Raw genomic sequence first — 26,005 nt, forward strand, 5'->3', positions numbered from 1 at the left:
AGACCTAAATCCGATATAGTCATACGATGTCGATATTGCGCGCTCACCGCGCCCAGCATCACCACACTGAAATCCTAGGAGAGGTCTGTGGACTCCAACAACCAAATCAAGCCTGACGAAATCGAGATCCTGATCGTCGAGGACAGCCCGACCCAGGCGGAGCGCTTGCGCCGCCTGATCCAGTCGCTGCACTATAACGCGCGCGTGGCGGCCAATGGCCAGCTGGCCCTGGCCGCCATCCGCGAGCGCAAGCCGCATCTGGTGCTGTCCGATATCGTCATGCCTGAAATGAATGGCTACGACCTGTGCCGCGCCATCAAGTCCGACCCGACCCTGCGCGACATTCCCGTGATCCTCGTCACCTCGCTCAATGACCCGAAGGACATCATCCGCGGCATCGAGTGCGGCGCCGACAATTTCATCCGCAAGCCTTACGCGGAAGACTACCTGCTCAACCGCATCAGCCACATGCTGATGAACCAGAAGCTGCGCAAGAACCAGAATGTGGAAATCGGCATCGCCCTGTACCTGGGCGACCAGAAGCACTTCATCAATGCGGAGCGCCAGCAAATCCTCGATTTGCTCATTTCCACATATGAACAGGCGGTGCAGGTCAACGGCGAACTGCAGGCGCGCGAACGCCAGGTGATCGAGCTGAACATGCGCCTGGCGCACCATGCGGCCGAACTGGAAACCATCAACCGCGAAATCGCCCTGAAAAACCTGGAACTGGCCGAGGCGAGCCGCATGAAGTCCGCCTTCATCGCCAACATGTCGCATGAACTGCGCACGCCGCTCAACGCCATCATTGGATTCACGGGCGCGCTGCTGATGAAACTGCCCGGCCCCCTGACGTCGGACCAGGACAAGCAGCTCAACACCATCCGCGCCAGCGCGCGTCACCTGCTCTCGCTGATCAACGACATTCTCGACGTGGCCAAGATCGAGGCGGGCAAACTGACCCTGTCGATCGAACCCGTGCACTGCCAGGACCTGATGGCCGAAGTGGCCGACACCCTGCGCCCGCTGGCCCAGCAAAAAGGCCTGGCGCTGGAAATGGCGCTGGGCGAAGCGGGCCGGCCGCCCGCCATCATCGAGACGGACCGCCGCGCACTGACGCAAATCCTCATCAACCTGCTCAACAACGCCATCAAGTTCACGGAACAGGGCACGGTGCGCATCAGCCTGGCCCAGCGCGAGGAAGACGGCGTGCTGGTGACGGAAATGAGCATCGCCGACAGCGGCGCCGGCATCAAGGAAGAAGACCAGGCCAAGCTGTTCCAGGCCTTCTCGCAACTCGATTCCACCTCCACGCGCCACGTGGAAGGCGCGGGACTGGGCCTGTACCTGTGCCAGAACCTGGCCAACGCCATCGGCGGCGCCTTGTTCTTCAACAGCGACTACGGCTCCGGCAGCACCTTCACGCTGGCACTGCGCAGCAAGGCCTGAGTTTCTGTGCGCCGCAGCATGAAATGCTGTTTTTTTGCCATCAATAATAGATGAATACAGTAGTTCTACGGTATTGCACCGCACCATTTTCAGCGCTATAGTGGAACTGTCTCCTCCAATTCGTTCCCTGAACATTGGATTCAGCCCGCGCCAGTTCGCGGGCTTTTTTTTGCCCGCGTTTTACCGCATCTTCATCTTTCCTTAACTAAATCAAGCGATTTAGTTATATCAATCGTTTGAGATATATGATTAAATCTCCGACATGATTGAAAAAAACATTTCCCTAACACCAAGCGCCGACGACGGGCGCAAGCCCCGCTCCGATGGCGAGCAGTCGCGCGAGCGCCTGCTGCATAGCGCCATCCGCCTGTTTGCCGGGCAGGGCTACGCCAAGACCTCCACGCGCGAACTGGCGCAGGCGGCCGGCACCAACGCGGCGGCCATCCGCTATTATTTTGGCGACAAGGCGGGCCTGTACCGCGCCGCCTTCTCCCATCAACTATCGAATCCACAAGACAATATCGCCCTGTACGAGCAACCGCATTTCACCCTGCGCCAAAGTCTGGAAGGCTTTTATGCGCAATTGCTCGCCCCCATGCAGCAGGGAGAAATCGCGCGCGATTGCATGCGCCTGTGGTGCCGCGAGATGCTCGAACCGACGGGCCTGTGGGCGCGCGAGGTCGACCAGAACATCCGTGCCGAACACGAGGCGCTCACGCGCGTGCTGGCGCGCCACCTGGGCGCGCCAGCCAACAGCGACGACATGCACCGACTGGCGTTTTCCATCGCCTCGCTGGCCCTGCAGCACATGGTGGGCGCCGACGTGCTGCACACCTTGCGCCCGCAACTGCTGGAATCGCCGCACGCGATCGACACCTGGCTGGCGCGCTTGACCGACTACGCGCTGGCCATGGCCGACGTGGAACGCCGGCGCCTGGCCACTCCCCCCTCTACCACTCAACGACAAGCAGAAGGACCAGCATGACGATTATTCGATGCACCGTTCAACGCGCCCTGGCCGCCGGCATCGTGCTGGCGCTGGGCGGTTGCGCCCTGCAAGGGCCGCCCGCCGCGGTGGCCGCCAGCGCACCCGCGCAGTGGCAGGCGCCGCTGCCGCACAACGGCAAGCTGACGGACCTGGCCAGCTGGTGGCAGGGCCAGGGCGACAGCCTGCTGGTGGAATTGATCACCGAGGCGCAACAGGTCAGCCCCACCATCGCCGCCGCCGGCACGCGCATCGTGCAGGCGCGCGCGGACAGCATCGCCAGCGGCGCCGCGCTGGCGCCCAAGCTCGACGCGACGGGCAGCGTGGTGCGCACTAGCCAGCAATCGGCGCAGCCCAGCGGCACCACCTCGCAGGCGGCCTTGCAGGCGTCGTGGGAAATCGACGTGTTTGGGGCCAACCGCGCCACGCGCGACGCGGCGCAGGAGCGCTACGGCAGCGCCCGCGCGCTCTGGCATGAGGCCCGCGTCTCGGTGGCCGCCGAAGTGGCGAACCAGTACTACGCCTTGCGCACCTGTCAGCAATTGCAGGCCGTGGCCGAACAGGATGCGGCCTCGCGCCGCGACTCGGCGCGCCTGACGGAGCTGAGCGCCGGCGCCGGTTTCCAGCCGCCCGCCAACGCCGCCCTGGCCCGCGCCAGCGCCGCCGAAGGCGCCAGCCGCGCCATCGAACAGCGCGCCGCCTGCGACGTGAACATCAAGGCGCTGGTCGCCCTGTCGGCCATGCCGGAAGCGTCGCTGCGCCAGAAGCTGGCGGCCAGCCCTGCCATCCTGCCCTCGCCCGTGGCGATTGCGGAACTGCCGGCGCAAACCCTGGCCCAGCGTCCCGACATCTACAGCGCCGAACGCGAAGTGGCGGCCGCCAGCTTCGAAGTACGCGGCGCGCAGGCGCAGCGCTATCCCCGTCTGAGCCTGGCAGGCTCGATCGGCAAGGGCAATATCCGCGCCGGCGGCACCAGCATCACGGCCAGCACCTGGAGCATCGGCCCGCTGGCCGTCAGCCTGCCCATCTTCGACGGCGGCACCCGCCGCGCCCAGGTCGACGCGGCCACGGCGCGCTACGACGAAGCCGTGGTGAAATACCGCGCCGGCGTGCGCCAGGCCGTGCGCGAAGTGGAAGAGGCGCTGGTCAACCTGGCCAGCACGGACGCGCGCAGCGAGCATGCCAAAACCGCGCTGGAAGGCTACCGCGTGTCGTTCGTCGCCACCGAAGACCGCTACAGGAACGGCCTGGCCAGCCTGATCGAACTGGAAGACGCCCGCCGCACGCGCCTGGCCGCCGAAAACACGGTGGTCAACCTCGAGCGCGAACGCAGCGCCGCCTGGGTGGCGCTGTACCGCGCCGCCGGCGGCGGCTGGAACGGCAGCAGCGCCATCGCCAACAACGCACCTTGACGGATACGACAACATGAAAAAACTGATTTTGACACCCACGGCATTCGCCCTGGCCGCCCTTTGCGTAATGCTGGGCGCGGGCGTGGCCCTGTACCCATCTGCTTCCACGGCAGCCGACGAGGCGAAGGACAAGAAGGCGGCGCAAAAACCCGCGCTGACCGTCACCACGGCCAAGCCGCAGACGGCCAGCCTGCCCATCAAGCTGAGCGCCAACGGCAACGTCGCCGCCTGGCAGGAAGCCGTCATCGGCAGCGAGTCGAACGGCTTGCGCCTCACCGACGTGCGCGTGAATGTCGGCGACGTCGTGCGCGCCGGCCAGGTGCTGGCCGTGTTCTCGAACGACACGGTGAACGCCGACGTGGCGCAGGCCAGGGCCGCCGTGCTGGAAGCGGAAGCGAATGCGGCCGAGGCGGCAGCCAACGCGCAGCGCGCCCGCTCGCTGCAAAGCACGGGCGCCATCAGCGCGCAGCAGATCAGCCAGTACCTGACGGCAGAACAGACGGCCAACGCGCGCATCGCGTCCGCCAGGGCGCAGCTGGCGTCGCAGCAGCTGCGCCTGAAATACACGCAGGTGGTGGCGCCCGACAGCGGCATCATTTCCTCGCGCTCGGCCACCGTGGGCTCGGTGGTGGGCGCCGGCACGGAATTGTTCCGCATGATCCGCCAGGGCCGCCTCGAATGGCGCGCCGAAGTGACGGCCACCGAGCTGCTCAATTTGAAACCAGGGACGCTGGCGCAAGTGAAGGCGGCCAATGGCAGCGTATTGACGGGCAAGGTGCGCATGATCGCCCCCACGGTCGACCCGCAGACGCGTTCCGCCCTCGTCTACGTGGACCTGCCGGCCAGCACGGGCAACCATGCGCCGTTCAAGGCCGGCATGTACGCCAGCGGCGAATTTGAACTGGGCACCTCGGGCGCGCTGACGGTGCCGCAGCAGGCGATTGCCGTGCGCGATGGTTTCAGCTATGTCTTCCGCCTCAATCCCGACCAGCGGGTCAGCCAGATCAAGGTGCAGGCCGGACGGCGCCTGAGCGACCGCATCGAGATTTTAGGCGGCATCACGGCCGACACGACCATCGTCGTCAGCGGCGCCGGCTTCCTCAATGACGGCGACCTGGTACGCAATGTCGCCACCCCGGTAGCGGCATCAACAGCAGCCAAGCCTGCCGCAGCGAAAAAGTAAGGCAAGCCATGAATTTTTCCTCCCTCTCGATCAAGAATCCGATCCCGGCCATCATGCTGTTCGCGCTGCTGACTTTGGCAGGCCTGCTGGCCTACAAGGCCAATCCGGTGCAGGATTTCCCTGACATCGAACTGCCCATCGTCACCGTCAGCGCGGTGCTGCCCGGCGCCGCGCCGGCCCAGCTGGAAACGGAAGTGGCGCGCAAGATCGAAGACTCCGTCGCCACCCTGCAAGGCGTGAAAAACATCTACACCAAGGTGCTCGATGGCGTCGTCACGGTGACCGTCGAATTCATCCTGGAAAAGCAGATCGCCGAAGCCGTCAACGACGTGCGCGACGCCGTCGCGCGGGTCAAGGCGGACATGCCGGCCGAGCTGCGCGATCCCACCGTCACCAAGGCGTCCACGGCCGGGCGCGTGGTGCTGACCTTTATCGCCACGGCAAAACCCGGCGTGGACAACCCGCTCGACTATCCCGACCTGTCGTGGTTCGTCGACAACACGGTCGCCAAGCGCCTCCTGACCGTGCCCGGCGTGGGCGCCGTCACCCGCGTGGGCGGCGTCTACCGCGAGATCCAGGTGGAACTCGACGAGGCGCGCATGGCGGCATTGAAGGTCTCGGCCCTCGACGTCTCGCGCCAGCTGCGCCTGGTGCAGCGCGAAGCACCGGGCGGCCGGGGCGACGTCAGCGGCGCCGAGCAATCGGTGCGCACCATCGCCACCGTGAAAACGGCCGATGAACTGTCGCGCGTGGAAGTGCCGCTGCCGGACGGCCGCCATGTGCGCCTGGACCAGGTGGCCACCGTGCGCGACACCATCGCCGAACCGCGCGCGCTGGCCGAGCAGGATGGCAAGACCGTGGTCGCCTTCGAGGTATTCCGCACCAAGGGTGCCAGCGAAGTGGCCGTCGCCAAGGGCGCGCGCGACGCCATCGCCGACCTGCAAAAGGAAAACCCGAATGTGGTGCTGCAGCAGTCGATCGACAATGCCTTCCCCGTCGAGGAAAACTTCGACGGTTCGATGGAACTGCTGTACGAAGGCGCGCTGCTGGCCGTGCTGGTGGTGTGGTGGTTCCTGCGCGACTGGCGCGCCACCCTGGTGGCCGCCGCCGCCCTGCCCCTGTCCGTGATGCCGGCCTTCCTCGGCATCTACTGGTTCGGCTACACGCTCAATACCGTCACGCTGCTGTCGCTGGCGCTGGTCGTCGGCGTGCTGGTCGACGATGCCATCGTGGAAATCGAAAACATCGAGCGCCATCTGCGCATGGGCAAGTCGCCCATGGAAGCGGCCATGGAAGCGGCCGACGAAATCGGCATGGCGGTGATCGCCACCACCTTCGCGCTGGTGGCCGTGTTCCTGCCGACGGCCTTCATGAGCGGCATCCCCGGCCTGTTCTTCAAGCAGTTCGGCTGGACGGCCGTGCTGGCCGTGCTGGCCTCGCTGGTGGTGGCGCGGCTGCTCACGCCGATGATGGCGGCCTACATATTGAAACCGCTGCCGCACAAGGAAGAACAGGACGGCTGGCTGATGACGCGCTACCTGACGGTCATGCGCTGGTGCCTGAACCACCGCGGCATCACGGCCATCGCCGCGGCCCTGTTCTTTGTCGGCGCCATCGCGCTCGTGCCGCTGCTGCCGACCGGTTTCGTGCCGGCTGCCGACCGCGCACAGACGCAGATCAACCTGGAACTGCCTCCCGGCTCCACCCTGGCGGAAACGCAGGCCGTGGCAGCGCTGGCGCGCGACGCGGCCATGCGCACACAAGGCATACAGGGCGTCTTCAGTTCGATCGGCGGCGGCTCCAGCGGCGACGCCTTCGCCCCCGGCGCGGCGGCCGAGGCGCGCCGCGCCGTGCTGACCCTGACCACCGTGCACCGCACGGAGCGCAAGGAATCGATGGCGGACCTGGAAACGCAGCTGCGCCACAAGCTCGATACGATCCCCGGCGCCCGCTTCACGGTGGGGCCGCCCGACACGGGCGTCAAGATGCAGCTGGTGCTGCGCTCGGAAGACCCGGTGGCGCTGATGGCCGCGGCGCAAAAGGTCGAGCGCGAACTGCGCGGCCTGAAAGGCATCGGCAACGTCAATTCCAGCGCCTCGCTGGTGCGTCCGGAAATCATCGTGCGCCCCGATTTCGCCAAGGCGGCCGACCTGGGCGTGACGGCGGCAGCCATCGGCGAGACCGTGCGCGTGGCCACGGCCGGCGACTACGACACGGACCTGACGAAAATGAACCTGCCCGAGCGGCAGGTGCCGATCCGCGTCAAGCTGCCCAACAGCGTGCGCGCCGACCTGGCCGCCATCGAACGCCTGACAGTGCCCGGCAAGAATGGCCCCGTGCGCCTGGCGAACGTGGCCACGGTGACGATGGAAAGCGGCCCGGCGCAGATCGACCGGTTGAACCGCAGCCGCAACGTCACCCTCGACGTGGAACTCGGTTCGCGCACGCTCGGCGAACTGAATGAAGAAGCGCGCGCGCTGCCGTCGATGAAGAATCTGCCGCCGTCCGTGAAGATCGCCGAACTGGGCGACGCGCAGGAAATGGCCTCGCTGTTCGCCAGCTTCGGCCTGGCCATGCTGATCGGCGTGCTGTGCATCTACTGCGTGCTGGTGCTGCTGTTCAAGGACTTCATGCAGCCGGTGACCATCCTGGCGGCGCTGCCGCTGTCGATCGGCGGCGCCTTCGTGGCGCTGCTGATCACGGGCAGCGCCCTGTCGATGCCGTCGATGATCGGCCTGATCATGCTGATGGGGATCGTCACAAAGAACTCCATCCTGCTGGTCGACTATGCGATCCTGGCGCGCCAGGCCGGCATGAACCGCTTCGACGCGCTGGTCGACGCCTGCCACAAGCGCAGCCGGCCCATCCTGATGACAACGATTGCCATGGGCGCCGGCATGATGCCGCTGGCGCTGGGCTGGGGCGCCGACCCCAGCTTCCGTTCGCCGATGGCCATTACCGTCATCGGCGGCCTGATCACCTCGACCTTATTGAGCCTGCTGGTGGTGCCGGCCGTGTTCACCTACATCGACGACCTGGAGCACCTGCTCAAGCGCGGCATGGCGAAACTGCGCCGCCAGAAGGCGCCGCTGCGGCGCGATGACAGGGTGGCGCTGGAAAAATAAGCGCCAAGGCTGATTGCAAAAACGCCCCCTGCGGGCAAGGAAGCGAGGGACGGGTCGCCAGGCCGCGCTCCCTCGCTTTCATCTATCTGGCATACTGCGCCCATTCTCCATGACCGCAATCTGCCCTGCCTATGAATTACCGCACCCCGCTCGTCCTGCTGATGGCCTCCGCACTGCTCGGCGCCTGCTCGGACAAGACCACCCCCGCCAACGCCGGCCTGGCAGCCGACGTGGCAGCCGCCGTCCCCGCCGCCGCCGATGCAACGGCATCGGTCGAACACGTGCCGCCGCCGTCCGCCACCGCACCCAGGACGGAAGCGATGAACACGCCGCAGGCGCGCGAGCGCGAAGCGACCATGATGCGCGCCGTCTTCGGCAAGGCCTACCGCGACGACAGCGACGATGCGCTGGCCGACCTGCCCGATCCGGACAACCACGTCGACAAGCTCAGTTACGTGGTCAGCGCCGTCAGCCACAAGCTGCTGCCTGATGGCAGCGCCATCCTGGTGGCGAATGCGGAAACGGCCAATACGGAAGGCACGGCCGAATCGGCGCATGCCTCGCCGGGGCTGCTGAATGTCTTTTTCCTGGCGCCCAAGGGCACACCGGAAGACGGCCAGTGGCAAGTCGTGAAACGCCTGGAAAACATCGCCGCCCTGGGCTCGTCGGGGCAGCTCGGCGAAGTCCACTGGGTCATGCTGGGCGCGAACAAGCCGGGACTGGCGATCCGCTACGGCTATACGGGCCAGGGCTACACCATCACGCAACTGGCCCTGTTTGAAATCGGCGACGGCAAGGTCACCTCGCTCGATGGCGCCATCGACCTGTACTCGGACAATATGGGCGCCTGCGGTCCTGAAACGGACGAGTGCTGGATGGTCAAGGGGAACTGGCGCTTCGCGCCAGCGCGCAATGGCGGCGCCTACGATGACTTGCTGATCGACTTCAAGGGCGCCTCCGAAAAGATCAAGCCGGGCGTCAAGGTCAAGCAGGATGAAGACCCGCCGCGCATCGCCACGCCACTGAACGGCCACGCGCGCTATGGCTTCGACGGCAAGGGGTACAAACTGCTTGAAGGGAAGAATCCAGTGCCTGGCGTGTAAGCGTATCCGCGCCAGGCACCGGCAAACCGGCTAGCGGCGCGCCGCCTCCAGGCGCGCCAGCAGCGGCGCATACATCGCCCGCGTATGGCTGCTCCAGCGGGCCATGGCGCTGTCGATATCGAGCAGCAGGCGTTCCGACAGCACCTTGTCGCCCTGCTGCAGCGCCCAGATCGCGCACTCGGCGCGGCACTCGAAGCTGTTGTAGCGCGTCAGCGCATCGTCGAATTCCGCTTTCGCTTCTTGCTGTCGCCCGCTTTGCGCCAGCGCGCGCGCCGTCAGCAGGGACACCATCTCGGGACGGAAATGGATATCCGTGCGGCGGATGAATTCCAGGTGCGTCAGCGCTTCGGCGCCGCGCGCGCATTCCAGATAGGCGCGCGCCGCGCCCAGGCGAATTTCCAGGTCCGATGAAAACGCACCCCGCAGGCAGGCTTCGTACGTCGCTGCCGCTTCCTGCGCATCGCCCGCCTCCAGCTGCGCGCTGGCCAGGCGCATCTGGTTTTGCGCCGTCGGCGTGTACTCGAAAGCCGCTTTCGCCTCGCGCAATTCGCGGTTCGGATCGAGCACCTGCACGGCCACCGAAGCGACCTTGCGCGCGCCTTGCGGCAGGCGCGAATTGGGCAGGTAGATGGCGAAGAAATACACCACGCTGCCCAGCAGCGGGAACATGAATAAAATAAGCAGCCAGTACAGCTGCTGCCCGTTGCGCACCACGTGGATCGCAAAAAATACCGCGATCAGGATGTGGATGCCTATGCCAAAAATCGTCATGCTGCGACCTCGTTCGTTCGTGACGGGAGCAGCTGGCACGGCGCCGCCGCTTTCCCTGCTCAGAATATTACACTGGCCGCACCGTGCACACGCATCTATTGCGTCTTGGCCGACCAGCCGCCGCCCATGGCGCGGTACAGGTCGACCGAGGCGACGAGGATGCGCGTCTTCAGCTGCAGCAGCCCCACGTCGGCGCTGTACAGGGTGCGCTGGGCGTCGAGTTCTTCCAGGTACGAGGCGTAGCCATTGCGGTAGCGGTTATGCGCGATGCGCAGGGTGTCCGCCGCCGCGGCGCGGCGCGCGTCGTTTTCCACGGCTTGCTGCTGGAGGCGGTAGAGGGCGCCCAGGCTGTTCTCCGTTTCGGCGAAGGCGTTGCGCACCACGTTTTCATATGCGTACACGAGCTGGTCGCGCTGCGCGCCGGCCGCATCCGTCTGCGCCTGCACGCGCCCGCCATCGAACAGGGGGCCGGCCGCCAAGGCCGTCAGGCGCCACAGGGCCGTGGGCGCATGCAGGAAATCGGTGAGGGTGGTCGCCTGCCCGCCGCCGGCCGCCGTCAGCTTGAACGAAGGCAGCAGCTGGTCGCGCGTGGCGGCCAGGCTGGCGTTGGCGGCCGCCAGGTTGTGTTCCGCGCGCGCGATGTCGGGCCGCCGGCGCAGCAGTTCGGACGGCAGACCGGCCGGCACCCCAGGCGCGGCCAGCCCCGCCAGCGGCAAGCCGCGCGCGATGGGGCCGGGATTGCCGCCGACAAGGACAGCCAGCGCGTTTTCCTGTTCGAAAATCTGCCGCTGCAGCTGCGGCACCTGCTCGGCCGCCGCATGGTATTCCGATTGCGCCTGCAGCCATTCCAGGCGCGAGCTGTAGCCCACCTCGAACTGCTTGCGCGCCAGCTCGCGCGACTGTTCGCGCAGCTGCAGGGTCGATTGCGTCAACTCCAGCTGCGCGTCGAGGCCCCGCAGATTCAGGTAACTGGTCGCCACGCTGGCGGCGATCGACAGGGCCGCCGCATCGAGGCTGGCCTGCTCGGCGCGGTAGCTCTCGCCGGCCGCGTCGCTCAGACTGGCCAGCCGGCCCCACACGTCGATTTCATAGCTGGCCTGCAGTTCGGCCTGGAAGACATTCGTCACATACGGCTTGCCGCTGGACGCCAGGGTGCGCGTGCGCGTGGGCGAACCGTCGAAGGCCAGATTGGGCGCGCGGTTCGCGTCGGCCTGCGCCAGGCGTGCGCGGTATTCCTGCACCCGGGCGCGCGCCACGCGCAAGTCGCCATTGCGCGCCAGCGCCTCGCCCACCAGGTCGCTCAAGACCGGATCGCCGAAGGCTTGCCACCACAGTTGCTCGACCTGGGCACCCGTCGCCGCAGGTGCGCCGATCGCTTGCGCGCGCCAGCCGGACGGCAGCTGCAGCGATGACGGGGGCTGTGAAGGCGCCTTGGCGGCGCAGCCGGCCAGCGCCAGCGCGGCGGCCATCAATAATGCGCAGCGTGTCATGGCTTGGCTTTCTTTGGCGCAGGCGGAGGCGCCGGATTGTCCGCCGAGTCGTTCAGCACGGCCGACGTGTCGACGCTGACCACCACCGACATGCCCGGCACGAGGCGGCGCGCATTCGCCTGGCCCGGGTCGATGCGGATGCGCACGGGAATGCGCTGGGCAATTTTGAGGTAGTTGCCCGTCGCGTTATCGGCCGGCAGCACGGAAAACTCGGACCCCGTGGCCGGCGAGATGCGCTCCACCTGGCCCGTCAGCACGGCGCCGTCGAGCGCGTCGACGTGGAAGGTGGCGCTTTGCCCTTCCTGCACGCCGTTCATCTGCGTTTCCTTGAAATTGGCGATCACCCACATCTGGCGCGGCACCAGCGCCATCAGCTGCGCGCCCGAGTTCACGTACGCGCCCTGGCGCACCGTCACCTGGCCCAGCTGGCCGTCGGAGGGCGCGACGATGCGCGTGTTATCGAGGTCGATCTTCGCCGCCTTGACGGCTGCCTGCGCGTTGGCCACGGCAGCCTCCAGCGCCTGCTTGTTGACCACCACCGAATGCACGCTTTGCTGGGCGATGTCGAGATTGGCCCTGGCCTGCGCCAGCGCGGCCGCCATCTGCGCCTGCGTGGCGCGCGACTGGTCGTGTTCGCGCTGCGACAGCGAACCGTCGGCCACCAGCTGCTCCACCCGGCTCAAGTCCGCGCTGGCCTTGCGCGCCTGCGCTTCCGCGTTGGCCAGCGCCGCCTCGCTGACGGAAATGCCCGCCTGCGCGCTGGCCTTCTGCTGCGCCCAGTTCGACAGCGCCGCCTGCTGCGCGGCCAGCTGCGCCTGCGCCTGCTCGTAGCGCTGCTGGTAGATGCGGTCGTCGATGCGCACCAGCAGCTGGCCTTCCTTCACATCCATGAAGTCCTGCACCGTCACTTCCACCACATAGCCCGACAGCTGCGTGCCGATGATGGTCACCTGCCCCCGCACGGTGGCGTTTTCCGTCGTCACGATGGGACTGGTGAACGGCGGCAAACGCCACGCATACAGCACGATCAGCACGCCCACCAGGGCCACGGCCGCAAAGGCCAGCGCGGACAGCCACTGGTGGCGCCGGTCCGGCTGTGCCATGGAAGGCGCGGCGGGTGCGGATGGCAGTGCAGGCGTCGGTACTGGCGGCGGCGGGATGTTATTTTCTGTCATTGCTCGGTTCCGAATTGGTAATGGGGACGATGGCCATGGCCGTCTGCGCATCGCGCACGGGGCCGACCAGGCGGCGCGCGCCGGTGGTGATGCGGGTCCAGAACTGGCTGACCAGCATCCAGATCAGGGTGGCGACGGCGACGCCGGCGATCATCAAAAAGACGTCGTTGTAGGCGAGGACATTGGCTTCGCGCGTGGCGACGGCGCCCAGGCGGGCCACGCCCTGGGCGCTGCGCAGCGCCGGGTCCGTCAGCACGCCGCCGTAGCTTGCGGCACCGGACTGTACGCGCGCGGCCACCTGCGGGTCGAGCATGGTGAGGTGCTCGACCAGGTAGCTGGAATGGTATTTTTCGCGCGCCGTCTGGATGGTGCCGACGATGGCCGACCCGAGCAAGCCGCCCAGGTTCTGCGTCATGGTAAACATCACGGAAAAACTCACCAGGTTGCGCGGTTCGGCGATCACGGCGCCCATGCCGGCCACCATGGTGGGACCGAGGAAATACGTGCCGCCAAAGGCCAGCAGGAACTGGCTGACATACATGTTGACGGGGCGCGTCTGGCTGGTGGCGTGCGCGTCGATCAGGGCGCCGGCTGCGATCAGCAGCAGCGCGAACATCAGCGAGCGGTTCAGGGTCGCCGGATTGATCGTCAGCGCGCTGACCACCAGGCCCGCCACGCTGCCCAGCAGGACCACGATGAACAGGTTCTGCATCTGGTCCGTGTTCAGCCCCAGCGCCTGCAAAAAGCCCACGGCGCCCGTCGATTCGGACAGCACGATGCGAAACAGCAGCACCGATAAAAACAGCTTGGCGATCTTGCCCGTGGTGAGCCAGCGCGTGTTGAGCAGCGGGCGCGCGCGGTTATGCTCGATGGCCAGCGAGGCGGCGATCAGCACGATGGAGCCCGCCAGGCACACGCCCACCCACTCCGATTCCATCCACCACGCCGTGCGTCCCTGCGCCAGCACGGCGCACAGCAGGGCCACGCCGGGCGCGAACAGAATAAAGGTGAGGAAATCGAGCGGCTCGAACGTCTGCACGCGGTCGCCGGGCGGCAGCTTCAGGGCCAGCACGCAGCCCAGCGCCAGCAGGGCCAGTCCCAGCTCGAACAGGTACAGGCCGTGCCATTCGCCGATCTGCAGCAGTTCGGACGTGAAGATGCGCGCCAGCGGCAGCGCCAGCTGGGCAAAGCCCAGGCCCAGCACCACGCCTTTCAGCCGGTGCCGCGCGGGAAACGCCTGCAAGGTGTAGTACAGCCCCAGCACGCCCAGCGCGCCGCCCACCATGCCATGCGCGGCGCGCACGGCGATCGCCGACGGCAAGGTATTGGCATACAAGTGGGCGAACGTCACCAGCGCATACAGCACCAGGAACGCTTCCGTAAACAGGCGCAGGCCGAATTGCTGGCGGAACTTCACCAGCAGCAGATTCATGGACACGATGGTCATCACGTAGGCGGCCGGCAGCCACTGCATCTGGTAGGCATAGGCGGCCAGCGATCCTTGCAGGTTCAGCAAATTGGCCGTCACCAGGCCGTTACCGAGTCCCCCCGTCAGCGCGACGATCAGGCCGACGATGAAATACGCGACACGCTTGGGCGTCGAATGTTCGGGCATCGATGGCGACCCGGGCAAGGTCGGGCGTTCGCCCGGCCCCCAGGTGCGAGGTGTGTACTTGTCCATGCGGTAATCGCGATCCGGTTTGCTGAAGCCGTTCTTTGCTGCAGTGATAGAAATAGTTGCAAATGAACAGTTCTAGTCAGCAGCATATCATCGCAGGACGTTTTTCTTGTTTACATTGTTGCGCACTGTTGCGCACGGTTACGCCAACGGGGCAAGCCAGGCCGGCCCCGTTGGCGCTCATGCGGGCATCACACGCGGGGCGGATCCGTTTCGCGCGCAAACGCCCGGTGCGCGGCCAGCGCCTTTTTAAAGGCCGCCACGCCTTTCGCCACGTCGCCCGCCGGCACGACGATGATGGCGGCGTCCGGCTTGCCGTCGGGCAGGGTCACCGGCACGCCAGCCTTGTCCAGCAAGCCCTTGCCCGCGCCGATGGCCAGCATCGGCTTGCAGTGCCGGTATTGCAGGCGCAGGAAGTCGAGCGCGTTGGCGTCGCTGCCCAACTGCTGCACGGCGCCCTGGCCATCCGGTATCACGACGGCGTCGAACAGCACGGACGGTCCCGTTTCGAGCGAGATTTCCACGTCGAGCGGCGCGCCGCCGCTCGTGTCGACTTTCCCCAGATGGCTGCCCACCAGGCGCGGCACGGCGCCCTCGGCCAGCAAGGATGCATAGATGTTGCGCACCTGCGCCCCATCGCTGCCCGGCCCGACGAGGATGGCCACGCGCAGGGTATGGATGCCTGTCTTGCCGGGGCGGAAAAAGAGCGACAGCGCCGGCGACGGCGGATACGCAGGAATCGGCAGCATGGACACGGGCGGCATGACGGGCGGCAGCGCCAGGCCCAGCGCATCGGCCAGGCGCTGCGCCAGGGTCTCGTCGACATTGCGCAGCATGGCGACGATGCGCTTGCGAATCGCCACCGTCTGCACCTTGCTCAGTTCAAAGCGGAACGCATGCACGATATGGTCTTGCTCGACCGGCGTCTGGCTGATCCAGAACAGCCGCGCCTGGCCAAAGTGCTCGGCGAATTTCTCGGGCTTGCCGCGCACCTTGTCGCCCTCGGCGGAGGCGGGAAAACTGTTGAAGCCCCTGGCGCCGGCCTGGAACGGGCAGCCGCCCGCCAGCGAATTGGGCTCGTACGCGACCCGGCCCCGGTTGATGGCCTGGCGGTGGATGCCGTCGCGCTGGTTGTTGTGCACGGGCGCCAGCGGCGAGTTGATGGGGATTTCATGGAAGTTGGCACCGCCCAGGCGCGTGATCTGCGTGTCGATATACGAGTGGATGCGGCCCTGCAGCAGCGGGTCGTTGGAAAAATCGATGCCGGGCACGATGTGCGCCGTGCAAAAGGCCACCTGCTCCGTCTCGGCGAAAAAATTGTCGGGATTGCGGTTCAAGACCATTTTCCCGACGGGTATCAGCGGCACCACCTCTTCGGGAATCAGCTTGGTGGGGTCGAGCACGTCGAAGGGAAACGCTTCGGCCTGCGCTTCCGTGAAGACCTGGAACGACAGCTCGTATTCGGGATACTCGCCGCATTCGATGGCTTCCCACAGGTCGCGCCGGTGGAAATCGGAATCGGCGCCGCTGATCTTGACGGCTTCGTCCCACACGAGCGAGTGCGTGCCGGCCATGGGCGACCAGTGGAATTTACAGAACACGGACTGGCCCTTGGCGTTCACGAGACGGAAGGTGTGCACGCCGAAGCCCTGCATCATGCGGTAGCTGCGCGGGATGGCGCGGTCGGACATGACCCACATCAGCATGTGCGTGATTTCCGGCGACAGCGAGGCGAAATCCCAGAAGGTGTCGTGCGCGCTGGCCGCCTGCGGCATGCCGTTGTGCGGCTCGGGCTTGACCGCATGGACCACGTCGGGAAATTTCATCGCATCCTGGATGAAGAAGACGGGGATGTTGTTGCCGACCAGGTCCCAGTTGCCTTCGTCCGTATAAAACTTCACGGCAAAGCCGCGCACGTCGCGCGCCGTGTCGGTCGAGCCGCGCTCGCCGGCCACCGTGGAAAAGCGCACGAAGACGGGCGTGCGCTTGCCCGCCTTGGCGAACGGCGCGGCGCGCGTCAGCTTGCTTTGTTCCTTGTAGCATTCGAAATAGCCGTGGGCGGCCGAACCACGCGCATGCACGACGCGCTCGGGGATGCGCTCATGGTCGAAATGCGTGAGCTTTTCACGCAGGATGAAATCTTCCATCAGGGTGGGGCCGCGCAAGCCCGCCTTCAGCGAGTTCTGGTTGTCGCCCACGGGCACGCCCTGGTTGGTCGTCAGCACGCAGCCGCTGTCGTCGCTGCGGGCGCCATCGAGCGAGCTATTCAGCGCATTCTCGCCCAGCGCGGGCTGGCCATCGCCCGTCTTCGGCGACGCTAGCGTTTCGCCCGTGGTGCTGGCCGTGGCCAGCGGTTCGCCGGCCGCCACATGCACGCCTTCGATCGGCGTGCGCGCCGCCTCGCCATACTGGCCATCTTCCTTGGGATTGTCGGCCATGGCGGCGGACAGCTGCTGGCTGGCGGCCGTCTTTTGCAGCAGCGCGCGGGTCACGTCATTGTCCGTGCCCAGGCTGTTTGGCGCATTGCTGTCGGATGGGCCGGACATGCTGCTCAATACGGAACCCGCACCGTCCGTGGACGGCGTTTTCTTGGTGGTAGCCATTACATCTCCTGTGAGTAGTTTGCCCCGGGAAGTAACGCTACAACTCCCTCATTCAGCGCACGAACAGGGCAATCAAAATAATGATGGGAATAGGTATGCCAATCAACCACAACAAAATGGAGCGCATCATCACTCTCCTTTACTGCTTGCTACTACCTTGTGTGCGCGGGCGCTGGCCCTCTCCGCCATGACGGCGAAGGGAACAGCGCCCACGACAAATGCTTCCAGGAAGGCGTAAAACTTATTTACGCGAACCCAGCAATTTCGACAGGCCATAGCCGGCCGCGGCCGCAATCAGCAGGGACATGGCCGGGCGCTCGCGCACATAATCGCGGCCCGTTTCGCCCGCGCGCTGGCAGGCGACGCCCAGTTGCTTGCCGCGCGCCATCAGGCGCTCCGAGGCCTTGCTGACGGTGTCGCTGACTTGCTCGATGCGGTCGCCCACCTGGTCCACGCTGTCATGCGCGCGCGTGGCGACCTTGTCGGCCAGAGGCTGTGCCTGGCTAGCCACCTTGTCGATGGTGCGGTGCAAATCCTGGCGGGTATCCTGGGCGGTGCCGTTCATCTCGGAGCTGGTTTTTTCAATCGCGTTCATGATGGTTTCCTTTAATAGTGAATAAATCAACCATGCTCGATGCCGTGACCGAATCATGATTCTCCTCGCTTCTGAGAAAAAGAAGCGGCTAAACGCTGCCGGGCTGAGCCATATCAAACACTGGATCAGCAGCAAGCTGTTGGCACTACCTTAACCCCGCCCGCCACGCGCCACCGTGCGCTGCCACACCTTGAGGCACAGACTTAAATTCCTGATGGAAATAACAATCCCCGCCGGCCTGGTGGGGCGGACGGGGATCGGGGTGAAATGGTGTTATTTAGGCGTAGGTCGGGTTAGCGGAGCGTAACCCGACACATCGTTGACATCACCGCTTACGCCCGCAACCGCGCATCGAGCGAATAGCGTCCCGCGCCACTGATGGCAATGGTGCCGAAGACGATGATCAGCAGCCAGCCGAACTGCCCATCGGCGATGCTCCAGTCCGGATGCACGAGCAGCATCGACACGCCCAGCAGGAACAGCAGGGGCAGGCAGGCCAGGCGCGTCAGCAGGCCGGCGGCGACCAGCAACGGGCAGACGATTTCCGCGAACAGCGCGCAGTACAAGGTGACGGCGCGGCCCAGGTGCAGCGGGTCGTCGATGTGCGCCAGTTCCTCGGAAAAATGCAGCAGCTTGGGCAAGCCGTGCACGTGCAGCACCAGCAGCGCGCCCGCCACGCGCGCAAACAGCAAGCCGGCATCGGGTAAAAAGGGGCCGGCCAGCGCCGCCATCCAGTGTTTCTTCATCTTCGCTCCAGTGGGAAAGGCAGGCGGCGCGGCGCGCCGCCGCCAGCCATCATAGGCAGGCGGAAGACCCGGCGCGACTGGTCTTTTGGCAGAGGCGCCGGCGCGCGCGAAGGCCTAGACTGGCCGCTGCCATCACTGGTCCAGGCCATCACTGGCCCCTCCCCCATCCCCGAAGGAAAGCATCATGTCGAAGAAAATCGAAGCCGAAGAAGTCAATTCCCGCCGCAAGCTGCTCGTCAGCGTCGCCGGTGTCGCCGCCGGTGCGGGCCTGCTGGCCGCCGGTGGCGCCAGCGCCGCCGCCAAGCCTGCCGCTGCCGCCGCCGCCGCCGCGCCGGGCAAGCTCACCGTCAACAAGGTCACCGTCAAGGACGGCACCGTCATCCATTTCAAGGACTGGGGCACGGGCACGCCCGTCGTCTTCAGCCACGGCTGGCCATTGCAGGGCGACGCCTGGGAAGACCAGATGATGTTCCTGGCCAGCCACGGCTACCGCGTGATCGCGCACGACCGCCGCGGCCACGGCCTGTCCAGCCAGCCATGGCAGGGCAATGACATGGATACCTACGCCGACGACCTGGCCACCCTGCTCGACGCGCTCGACATCAAGGGCGCGACCCTGGTCGGCCATTCGACGGGCGGCGGCGAAGTGGCGCGCTATATCGGCCGCCATGGCGAAAAGCGCGTGGCCAAGGCCGTGCTGGTGGGCGCCGTGCCGCCGCAGATGGTCAAGTCGGACACCAATCCCGGCGGCTTGCCGATGTCCGTCTTCGACGGCATCCGCGCCGGCGTGCTGGCCGACCGTTCGCAATTCTTCAAGGATCTGACCGTGCCCTTCTTCGGCGCCAACCGTCCCGGCAACAAGGTGTCGCAAGGCATGCGCGACACCTTCTGGCTGCAGGGCATGCAGTGCGGCATCAAGAACGCCTACGATTGCATCAAGCAGTTTTCCGAGACGGATTTCACTGCCGACCTGAAGAAAATCTCCGTGCCGACCCTGGTCGTGCACGGCGGCGACGACCAGATCGTGCCGATCGACGCTTCCGGCAAGGCCGCGGCCAAGCTCATCAAGAACGCCAAGCTGGTCATCTATGAAGGCGCGCCGCACGGCTTGCCGGCCACCCACAAGGACCGCCTGAACGAAGACTTGCTGGCCTTTATCAAGTCCTGACCCTCATCCGCTCCGCGCACCGTCGGCCCGCCCGGCGGTGTTTCCCGCCCCTGCCTTGCAAAAAAACCGTCCGCCTCCCCCATTCGTATAAGTGCCCCGGCGACGATGCCATGCATACTTGTTGCAATGCGGCATACGCCGCGACAGCGACAGGAGCACGGCGATGGCCAGCATGCATTATTTACCTCAGCAGCAAGACCCCGGCCTGGCACCGGCCCAGCGCATGGGCGGCATGGGCGGCATGGGCGAATTTGCCGCATCCGTCGCGCACGAGGTGCGCCAGCCGCTGGCGGCCATCGCGCTCAATGCCGATGCCGCCTTGCGCTGGCTCGACCACGATCCGCCCCGCCTCGACGAGGCGCGCGCGGCGCTGGCCCTGGTCGCCAGCGCCGGCAGCCATGCCAGCGCCGTGCTGCGCAGTGTGCATGGCCTGGCCTGCCATGCGCCGGGCAGCCACGCGCATTTTGTCGCCGACGACGCCGTGCAGGAGCTGCTGCCGCTGCTGCGCGCGCCACTGCAACGCCACGCCATCGACCTGCAAACGCGGCTGGCGCCGGGCCGCCCGCTGCTGCATGCCGACGCGGTGCAATTCCGGCAAGTCCTCCTGAACCTGCTGATGAACGCCATCGAAGCCTTGCAAGGCACCAGCGGCCGGCCGCGCACGGTGCTGCTGTCCTCGCGCCTCGATGAGGGCGTGCAGCATTTCAGCATCGCCGACAATGGCGCCGGCATCGCGCCGCAGGCGGCCGAGTACCTGTACCACGCCCTGTATTCCAGCAAACCGGACGGCATGGGCATGGGCCTGGCCATCTGCCGCCGCATCCTCGACGCGCATGGCGGCCGCCTGTGGCATGCGCCCGGCGCACCCCATGGCACAGTCTTCCACTTCACCCTGCCAGCACCATGAGCACAAGCATGCACACGCCCCGCGACGACGCTGCCCCTATTTCGCTGCTGATCGCCGACGACCACCCGCTGATCCTGGCCGGCCTGGCCTCGCTGATCGCATCGCTGCCTGGTTTACGCCTGCTGGGCCAGGCCGGCACGGGCAGCGCCGCCGTGGCGCTGTACCGGGAGCTGCGTCCCGACGTGGTGCTGATGGATTTGAACATGCCGGAAATGCATGGCGTCGAAGCGATCGAGCGCATCTGCGCGGACGATGCGCAAGCGAAGATCGTCATCCTCACCACCTACCAGGGCGAGGACAGCGTGCACCGGGCCCTGCGCGCCGGCGCGCGCGGCTACCTGCTGAAGGATTCCGGCTTCCTGCAACTGACGCAATGCATCGGCCAGGTGGCCGCCGGCAGGCACTATCTGCCGCCGGAACTGGCGGCGCAGCAGGCCGGCCGCATCGAGGCGAACCGCCTGTCGAAACGCGAGCACGACATCCTGCTGCACCTGTCTGCGGGCAAGAGCAACAAGATGATCGCGCGCAGCGCCGGCATCGAGGTGGGCACCGTCAAATTTCACGTAAATAATATTTTGACCAAGCTCAACGTATCAAGCCGCACCGAGGCGGCCACGGTGGCCGCCCGGCGCGGCTTGCTGGGCGCGTTCTAGCTGCCGGGAACCGGGGTCAGACCCGCCGGGTCTGACCCCGGCATTTACGCTGCATCATCATCCAACTTTGCCGCGGCCTTGGCCAGCGCTGGCTTCGCTTCCACGCCGCTGATCTTCGGCACGCATTCGCTGCGCAGCCACGACACGGTCACGGCTTCGCCCGCCATCAGGCGCTTGACGCTGGGGACGATCTGTTCGCCGATCAGCATGCCCAGCAGGCCGATCAGGGCAATGGCTGGCGGCGCCGGCGAGCGTACCTGCAGGACGGCATAGATGATGCCAACCAGCAAGCCCACGGCCAGCGAAATCACATATAACTTCATGGCGCATTCCTTTCAATAAAAAAAACGCCGCGCGCGGTCAGGCGCGCGGCGCATGGCATGGCCGCGCGGTGTTTACTTGGCCGGCACCGGCGCCAGGGTAGCGTGTTCGCCATGGATGCGCTGCGGCGCCTTGTGCACCATGGTGTAGGCATAATCGACGCCCATGCCGTAGGCGCCCGAATGTTCGCGCACGATGGCCATGACGGCATCATAGGTCGCCTTGTGGGCCCAGTCGCGCTGCCATTCCAGCAGCACCTGCTGCCACGTCACGGGCACCACGCCGGCCTGGATCATGCGCTGCATGGCGTAGTCGTGCGCTTCCTTCGAGGTGCCGCCCGATGCATCGGCCACCATGTAGATCTCGTAATCGCCTTCGAGCATCGCGCACAGGGCGAAGCTGTTGTTGCACACTTCCGTCCACAGGCCCGAGACGACGACTTTTTTCTTGCCGTTGGCGGCCAGCGCATCGCGCACCTTCTGGTCATCCCACGAATTCATCGAGCTGCGCTCGAGGATATCCTTGCCGGGGAAGACGTCCAGCAGTTCCGGATAGGTGTGGCCGGAGAAGCTTTCCGTTTCCACCGTGGTGATGATGGTGGGGATGTTGAACACCTTGGCGGCCTTGGCCAGGCCCACGGTATTGTTTTTCAGCGCCTGGCGGTCCATCGATTGCACGCCGAACGCCATTTGCGGCTGCTGGTCGATGAAGATGATCTGGCAATTGTCGGGGGTAAGGACTTCCAGTTTCGGATTGGTCATGATGTCATCCATGAAGAAAGGGTTGAGTGGGTACTGCCGTGCATCGTATGCCTGGCGGCGTGCCCGCACCACTATCTAAATATAGGCTCCCCCCGAGCAATCCCCCTCTGCAGGCTGGCGGGCGCTGCGGTAAAATACCTTTTGCTTACCATCTTTCGACGACTCTTGATCGATCACTCCTCTTTGCCAGGCAACGTCATGCGCAGCGATGCGGCACCGATACGCGTCCTCATCGCCGACGACCACCAGTTGCTGCTCGACGGCATCGCGGCCCTGCTGCGCGCCTTTCCCGGCGTGGCGCTGGTGGGCCAGGCCACCGATGGCCAGCAGGCGGTGCAGCAATTTGAGGCGCTGCAGCCCGATGTCACGCTGATGGATTTGCAGATGCCGCGCATGAGCGGTCTTGACGCCATCGGCGCCATCCGCGCGCGCCATCCGCAGGCGCGCATCATCGTGCTGACCACCTACAAGGGCGACACGCAAGTGTTGCGCGCCATCCGCGCGGGCGCGTGCGGCTATGTGCTGAAAAGCGCGCTGCGCCACGAATTGCTGGCGGCGATACAGAACGTGCACGCGGGACGGCGCCACATCACGCCCGAGATCGAGGCGGAGCTGGCCCTGTATGCCTGCAGCGACGTGCTGTCGAACCGCGAACTGGACGTGCTCAAGCAGGTCGCGCAAGGCAATTCCAACCGCGAAACGGGCGCCCTGCTGCAGATCAAGGAAGAAACCGTCAAAGCGCACATGAGCACCATCCTGGCCAAGCTGGGCGCCAGGGACCGCACCCATGCCGTCACCATCGCGCTACGGCGTGGCATCCTCGACGCCTGAACGGCGCCAGCGCTGCCACCAGCGGCGCAAGGGCCCGTGCGCCGCCGGCCAGGCGCGCCGCGCGGGTACCCGCAGGCGCCACTGCGTGCCGCCGCCGTCGCGCCCGCCCACGGACAGGCGCGCACCGAGCCTGGCGGCGCGCTCGCGCATGCCGGGCATGCCCCAGTGTCCGGGAATCTGTCCGTTCGCCGCGACCACCGGCGGCAAGCCCTGGCCATCGTCGCGCACGACCAGTTCGATGCCGCCGCGCGCATAGCGCACCGCCACCTCGACCACCTGCGCACGCGCGTGCTGGAAGGCATTGCGCAGCGCTTCGCTGGCGATGCGGTAGATTTCGTGCGCGGCGCGCGCATGCAGCATGCGCGCCTCGCCCTCCTCCGCATAGCGGAACACGATGCCGTGCTGCGCCGCCAGCCGTTCGCCTTCGCGCCGCAGGATGGCGCTCCAGCGCGCGCCGCCATCGTCGCCGGCGCGCAGGTCGTGCACATGGTCGCGCCCCTCGCCCAGCATGCGGTCGGCATCGTCGAGCGCGCGCAGCATGGCGGCGCGCGCGGGATCATCCTCGGCGATGGCCATGCTGGCATTGTGAAAGTGCAGGATCATCGCCTGCGTGCCCTGCAGCAGGGTATCGTGCAGCTCGCGCGCGATGCGTTCGCGCTCGGCCTGTTGCGCCTCCATCCGCACCTGCAGGCGCGCGGCGTGCTGGCGCAGCCGCCAGCGGTAGGCGCCGTACGCTGCGGCCAGCAGCAGCGCCGCGCACAGGCTGCGGAACCACCAGGTCTGGTAAAAGGCGGGCAGCACGCGGAACGGCAGTTGCGCCACCGTGCTGTCCACGCCGTCGCCATTCGCCGCGATTACTTCGAAGCGGTAGCTGCCCGGCCCCAGGCCCGTGTACTGCGCCAGGCGACGCCCGCCCGCCTGCTGCCACTGCGTATCGTAGCCGTCGAGCCGGTAGCGGAACTGCAAACGCTCCGGCGTGCCCAGACTGGCGGCGTTGTAATGGAATTGCACGTCGCGCGTGCCGGCCGCCAGCTGCAGGCCGGCACTTGCGGGCGGATCGACGCGCCGGCCGTCTGCCAGCAGCGCGCCGATTTCCACGCGCGGCGCCGGCAAGGCCGCAAGCGCCTGGCGCGGATCGATCCAGAACGTCGCGCTCTGGCGCGAAAACCAGATCTTGCCATCGTCCGCTTCGGCCACCGAGCGGTTGTGCAGCATGCCGATGCTGCCGTTCAAGCCATCGACGGCGTCGTACGAGGTGGCGCGCATGGCATGGGCGGCGTCGCGCAGCGCCAGTTCCACTTGCGCGGCGGAGATGTGCGCGGCGCCGCTGCCATGATTGAGCCACAGGCTGCCGTCGCGCGCGCGCAGCAGGCCCACCACGCCCTCGGTGGCGCTGGCCGGCTCGCTGCGCAGGGCGACGAAGCGGCCGCCGCGCCACAGCGCCACGCCACGCTGCCCGCCCGCCCACACCTGCCCGTGGTATTCGATCAGCATGGGAATCTTGCCCAGATCCAGGCCCTGCGCGGGACCGAAGGCGTGCAGCCGCCCCTTTTCCAGCATGGCGACGCTGCCATCGGCATACGACAGCCACAGGCGCCCGGCCGCGTCGGCCAGCAGCGCCAGCGGCACTTTCGCGCCGCCATCTGGCAGCAGCGGTTCGCGCCGCCAGGCCCCGTCGCGGTACTGGAAAACCCCGGCGCCGCTGAACACGCCCCAGATGCTGCCATCGGGCGCGAGCACGCCGGCGCGCATGCGCTTGAGCGCGGCCGCGCCCGATGGATAGGCGATCGTGCGCAGCACGCGGCCATCCTCGCCAGCCAGCTGCTGCAGGCCGGCGCGGGTCGCCACCCACAGGCCGCCCGGCGCTGCCAGGATGGCGCTGACGGGCCCCAGGCGCGGCGCGCGCAGCACCGTGCCGTCGGCCCGCGCCAGCAGCAGCGGCCCCAGGACGTCGTCGCGCGACAGCCACATCGCGCCTGCCGGCCCGGCCAGCATTTCCTGGGTACGGAACACTTCGGCCACGCCGGGCGCGGCACGCGTGCGCAGGACCACGGGCGCGGCCTGGCGGAAACGGTCCAGGCCGCCGTACGTGGAAACCCAGACATTGCCTTCATTGTCGTCGCACATGGAGCCGACGAGGACATTGCTCAAGCCATCGCGCGGCAGGAACGATTCCGTGTCGCTGCTGATGCCCAGCTGCCCCGGCGCCAGCGCGCCGTCGCTGCGCGTGCGGTGCAAGCCGTACTGGCTGTCGAACCACAAGGTACCCGCGCGGTCGACCAGCATGCTGCCGCTGGTGCCGCTGGTATCGCGGTAAATCCACCGATGATCGAGCTGCTCGTAGCGTTCCAGCGATTCGATGATGCGGATGCCGCGCATCTCCAGCAAATAAATGCGGCCGTCCGGTCCCTGCTGCGGCGGCGCGCGCAGGTCGAGCCGGCCGATGGGCGGCGCGAAGCGCGACTGCGTCGCCTGCCATATGAACAGGCCTTTTTCACTGAACACGGCGATGCGGCCATCGCGGTCGGCAAACACGGCGGACGCCTTTTGCGCCGTGTAGCCCTGCGCCGGTCCCATCGCCTGCCAGCGCCGGCCATCGAAGCGCGAGATGCCGGACACGCCGGCCGCCCACACGGCACCGTCGCCGCCGATGGCAAAGCCCCAGATGGCGCCCGCCTGCACGCCCTGCGGCTCGGCATAATTGCGCACCACGCCATCCTTGACGTGGCTGATGCCGCCCACTTGCCAGCCTATCCACATGCCGCCGTCGGCGGCGCGCTTGAGCGCCAGCGCCACCGTGTCGGGAAAGCTGCCCTGGCGCACGCGCACGGGCTCGAAGCGCAAGCCGTCGAAACGGCGCACGCCCGCATGCGTGCCCAGCCACAGGAAACCGTCATTGCCCTGTGCCATGACAATGATATCGTCGGGCGCGCCGTCACTGGCCGTCCAGCGCGTGTGCTGCAGCTGATGGATGCCGCGTGCGGCATCGATGGCCAGCCCGCAAGGACTGGCCAGCATGAACATCAGCCACAGCAGGAAGGCGCGCATG

Annotated in this window: 20 protein-coding genes; 10 read left to right on the forward strand and 10 right to left on the reverse strand. The window is 66.6% G+C overall.

Annotated elements, in window-relative coordinates; translation table 11 throughout:
- The first annotated feature begins 87 nt into the window (after positions 1 to 87).
- From AC1Q6X_RS17125 to AC1Q6X_RS17150, 6 genes are all read left to right on the forward strand, one after another.
- Complete coding sequence (locus AC1Q6X_RS17125; RefSeq protein WP_070310347.1) at positions 88 to 1,449, forward strand: hybrid sensor histidine kinase/response regulator; 1,362 nt, start codon at positions 88 to 90, stop codon at positions 1,447 to 1,449.
- Positions 1,450 to 1,711: 262 nt separating this feature from the next.
- The gene (locus AC1Q6X_RS17130) at positions 1,712 to 2,434 is read left to right on the forward strand and encodes a CerR family C-terminal domain-containing protein (protein ID WP_492497899.1); all 723 of its coding nucleotides are present in this window, start codon (positions 1,712 to 1,714) and stop codon (positions 2,432 to 2,434) included.
- Positions 2,431 to 3,846, forward strand: coding sequence for an efflux transporter outer membrane subunit (locus tag AC1Q6X_RS17135; RefSeq protein ID WP_227742027.1), 1,416 nt, complete (start codon positions 2,431 to 2,433; stop codon positions 3,844 to 3,846). Before AC1Q6X_RS17130 ends, AC1Q6X_RS17135 begins: the two co-directional genes overlap by 4 nt.
- A 13-nt stretch (positions 3,847 to 3,859) precedes the next feature.
- Positions 3,860 to 5,029, forward strand: coding sequence for an efflux RND transporter periplasmic adaptor subunit (locus AC1Q6X_RS17140; protein ID WP_492497900.1), 1,170 nt, complete (start codon positions 3,860 to 3,862; stop codon positions 5,027 to 5,029).
- 8 nt (positions 5,030 to 5,037) lie between these two features.
- A complete protein-coding gene (locus AC1Q6X_RS17145) occupies positions 5,038 to 8,154 on the forward strand; it encodes an efflux RND transporter permease subunit (RefSeq protein ID WP_492497901.1) in 3,117 nt (1,038 codons plus the stop codon).
- A 131-nt stretch (positions 8,155 to 8,285) separates the two neighbouring features.
- Entirely contained in the window at positions 8,286 to 9,257 is a 972-nt protein-coding gene (locus tag AC1Q6X_RS17150; protein WP_492497902.1) for a hypothetical protein, read from the forward strand.
- A 30-nt stretch (positions 9,258 to 9,287) separates the two neighbouring features.
- Here AC1Q6X_RS17150 and AC1Q6X_RS17155 read toward each other — a convergent pair whose 3' ends face one another.
- The 7 genes from AC1Q6X_RS17155 to AC1Q6X_RS17185 form a co-directional block, all read right to left on the reverse strand.
- Positions 9,288 to 10,028: a hypothetical protein gene (locus tag AC1Q6X_RS17155; protein ID WP_070310338.1), complete on the reverse strand. Its 741-nt coding sequence runs from the start codon at positions 10,026 to 10,028 to the stop codon at positions 9,288 to 9,290.
- 95 nt (positions 10,029 to 10,123) lie between these two features.
- The gene (locus AC1Q6X_RS17160; protein ID WP_492497903.1) at positions 10,124 to 11,518 is read right to left on the reverse strand and encodes an efflux transporter outer membrane subunit; all 1,395 of its coding nucleotides are present in this window, start codon (positions 11,516 to 11,518) and stop codon (positions 10,124 to 10,126) included.
- Positions 11,515 to 12,693 carry an HlyD family secretion protein gene (locus tag AC1Q6X_RS17165; protein WP_492497905.1) on the reverse strand — a complete coding sequence of 393 codons (1,179 nt, stop codon included), beginning with the start codon at positions 12,691 to 12,693 and terminating at the stop codon, positions 11,515 to 11,517. Before AC1Q6X_RS17165 ends, AC1Q6X_RS17160 begins: the two co-directional genes overlap by 4 nt.
- Positions 12,680 to 14,374 carry an MFS transporter gene (locus tag AC1Q6X_RS17170; RefSeq protein ID WP_070287897.1) on the reverse strand — a complete coding sequence of 565 codons (1,695 nt, stop codon included), beginning with the start codon at positions 14,372 to 14,374 and terminating at the stop codon, positions 12,680 to 12,682. Before AC1Q6X_RS17170 ends, AC1Q6X_RS17165 begins: the two co-directional genes overlap by 14 nt.
- 188 nt (positions 14,375 to 14,562) lie before the next feature.
- A complete protein-coding gene (locus tag AC1Q6X_RS17175; protein WP_492497906.1) occupies positions 14,563 to 16,974 on the reverse strand; it encodes a catalase in 2,412 nt (803 codons plus the stop codon).
- 241 nt (positions 16,975 to 17,215) lie between these two features.
- Positions 17,216 to 17,569, reverse strand: a complete 354-nt coding sequence (locus AC1Q6X_RS17180) for an ElaB/YgaM/YqjD family protein (protein WP_230502386.1) — start codon at positions 17,567 to 17,569, stop codon at positions 17,216 to 17,218.
- Positions 17,570 to 17,901: 332 nt separating this feature from the next.
- Positions 17,902 to 18,315 (reverse strand): DoxX family protein, encoded by a 414-nt coding sequence (locus AC1Q6X_RS17185; protein ID WP_230502384.1) that lies wholly within the window; start codon positions 18,313 to 18,315, stop codon positions 17,902 to 17,904.
- Between the two features lie 184 nt (positions 18,316 to 18,499).
- On the opposite strand from AC1Q6X_RS17185, the gene AC1Q6X_RS17190 reads away from it, so the two are divergent.
- From AC1Q6X_RS17190 to AC1Q6X_RS17200, 3 genes are all read left to right on the forward strand, one after another.
- On the forward strand, positions 18,500 to 19,483 hold the full coding sequence (locus tag AC1Q6X_RS17190) for an alpha/beta fold hydrolase (protein ID WP_492497907.1): 984 nt from the start codon (positions 18,500 to 18,502) through the stop codon (positions 19,481 to 19,483).
- 163 nt (positions 19,484 to 19,646) lie between these two features.
- Positions 19,647 to 20,390, forward strand: coding sequence for a sensor histidine kinase (locus AC1Q6X_RS17195; protein ID WP_492497908.1), 744 nt, complete (start codon positions 19,647 to 19,649; stop codon positions 20,388 to 20,390).
- An 8-nt stretch (positions 20,391 to 20,398) separates the two neighbouring features.
- Positions 20,399 to 21,043: a response regulator gene (locus AC1Q6X_RS17200; RefSeq protein ID WP_492497909.1), complete on the forward strand. Its 645-nt coding sequence runs from the start codon at positions 20,399 to 20,401 to the stop codon at positions 21,041 to 21,043.
- Positions 21,044 to 21,087: 44 nt separating this feature from the next.
- Here AC1Q6X_RS17200 and AC1Q6X_RS17205 read toward each other — a convergent pair whose 3' ends face one another.
- Positions 21,088 to 21,366, reverse strand: a complete 279-nt coding sequence (locus AC1Q6X_RS17205; RefSeq protein WP_121670343.1) for a XapX domain-containing protein — start codon at positions 21,364 to 21,366, stop codon at positions 21,088 to 21,090.
- A 72-nt stretch (positions 21,367 to 21,438) separates the two neighbouring features.
- Positions 21,439 to 22,125: a hydrolase gene (locus AC1Q6X_RS17210; RefSeq protein ID WP_035828118.1), complete on the reverse strand. Its 687-nt coding sequence runs from the start codon at positions 22,123 to 22,125 to the stop codon at positions 21,439 to 21,441.
- 198 nt (positions 22,126 to 22,323) lie between these two features.
- Here AC1Q6X_RS17210 and AC1Q6X_RS17215 point away from each other — a divergent pair, with 198 nt between their 5' ends.
- Positions 22,324 to 22,956 carry a response regulator gene (locus tag AC1Q6X_RS17215; protein WP_492497910.1) on the forward strand — a complete coding sequence of 211 codons (633 nt, stop codon included), beginning with the start codon at positions 22,324 to 22,326 and terminating at the stop codon, positions 22,954 to 22,956.
- Here the strand turns inward: AC1Q6X_RS17215 and AC1Q6X_RS17220 are convergent.
- Positions 22,930 to 26,004, reverse strand: a complete 3,075-nt coding sequence (locus AC1Q6X_RS17220; protein ID WP_492497911.1) for a sensor histidine kinase — start codon at positions 26,002 to 26,004, stop codon at positions 22,930 to 22,932. The two genes, AC1Q6X_RS17215 and AC1Q6X_RS17220, sit on opposite strands and share 27 nt — an antisense overlap.
- Position 26,005 lies beyond the last annotated feature (1 nt).

This window comes from Janthinobacterium sp. GW823-FHT06H09 (assembly GCF_058794735.1).

What these genes read in the sequence shown, in the direction of transcription:
- AC1Q6X_RS17190 (WP_492497907.1), top strand. Translation starts at nt 18,500, where the DNA reads ATGTCGAAGAAAATCGAAGCCGAAGAAGTCAATTCCCGCCGCAAGCTG.
- AC1Q6X_RS17195 (WP_492497908.1), top strand. Translation starts at nt 19,647, where the DNA reads ATGGCCAGCATGCATTATTTACCTCAGCAGCAAGACCCCGGCCTGGCA.
- AC1Q6X_RS17165 (WP_492497905.1), bottom strand. Translation starts at nt 12,693, where the DNA reads ATGACAGAAAATAACATCCCGCCGCCGCCAGTACCGACGCCTGCACTG.
- AC1Q6X_RS17135 (WP_227742027.1), top strand. Translation starts at nt 2,431, where the DNA reads ATGACGATTATTCGATGCACCGTTCAACGCGCCCTGGCCGCCGGCATC.
- AC1Q6X_RS17220 (WP_492497911.1), bottom strand. Translation starts at nt 26,004, where the DNA reads ATGCGCGCCTTCCTGCTGTGGCTGATGTTCATGCTGGCCAGTCCTTGC.
- AC1Q6X_RS17150 (WP_492497902.1), top strand. Translation starts at nt 8,286, where the DNA reads ATGAATTACCGCACCCCGCTCGTCCTGCTGATGGCCTCCGCACTGCTC.
- AC1Q6X_RS17210 (WP_035828118.1), bottom strand. Translation starts at nt 22,125, where the DNA reads ATGACCAATCCGAAACTGGAAGTCCTTACCCCCGACAATTGCCAGATC.
- AC1Q6X_RS17140 (WP_492497900.1), top strand. Translation starts at nt 3,860, where the DNA reads ATGAAAAAACTGATTTTGACACCCACGGCATTCGCCCTGGCCGCCCTT.
- AC1Q6X_RS17155 (WP_070310338.1), bottom strand. Translation starts at nt 10,028, where the DNA reads ATGACGATTTTTGGCATAGGCATCCACATCCTGATCGCGGTATTTTTT.
- AC1Q6X_RS17145 (WP_492497901.1), top strand. Translation starts at nt 5,038, where the DNA reads ATGAATTTTTCCTCCCTCTCGATCAAGAATCCGATCCCGGCCATCATG.
- AC1Q6X_RS17130 (WP_492497899.1), top strand. Translation starts at nt 1,712, where the DNA reads ATGATTGAAAAAAACATTTCCCTAACACCAAGCGCCGACGACGGGCGC.
- AC1Q6X_RS17180 (WP_230502386.1), bottom strand. Translation starts at nt 17,569, where the DNA reads ATGAACGCGATTGAAAAAACCAGCTCCGAGATGAACGGCACCGCCCAG.
- AC1Q6X_RS17170 (WP_070287897.1), bottom strand. Translation starts at nt 14,374, where the DNA reads ATGGACAAGTACACACCTCGCACCTGGGGGCCGGGCGAACGCCCGACC.
- AC1Q6X_RS17175 (WP_492497906.1), bottom strand. Translation starts at nt 16,974, where the DNA reads ATGGCTACCACCAAGAAAACGCCGTCCACGGACGGTGCGGGTTCCGTA.
- AC1Q6X_RS17160 (WP_492497903.1), bottom strand. Translation starts at nt 11,518, where the DNA reads ATGACACGCTGCGCATTATTGATGGCCGCCGCGCTGGCGCTGGCCGGC.
- AC1Q6X_RS17215 (WP_492497910.1), top strand. Translation starts at nt 22,324, where the DNA reads ATGCGCAGCGATGCGGCACCGATACGCGTCCTCATCGCCGACGACCAC.
- AC1Q6X_RS17185 (WP_230502384.1), bottom strand. Translation starts at nt 18,315, where the DNA reads ATGAAGAAACACTGGATGGCGGCGCTGGCCGGCCCCTTTTTACCCGAT.
- AC1Q6X_RS17200 (WP_492497909.1), top strand. Translation starts at nt 20,399, where the DNA reads ATGCACACGCCCCGCGACGACGCTGCCCCTATTTCGCTGCTGATCGCC.
- AC1Q6X_RS17205 (WP_121670343.1), bottom strand. Translation starts at nt 21,366, where the DNA reads ATGAAGTTATATGTGATTTCGCTGGCCGTGGGCTTGCTGGTTGGCATC.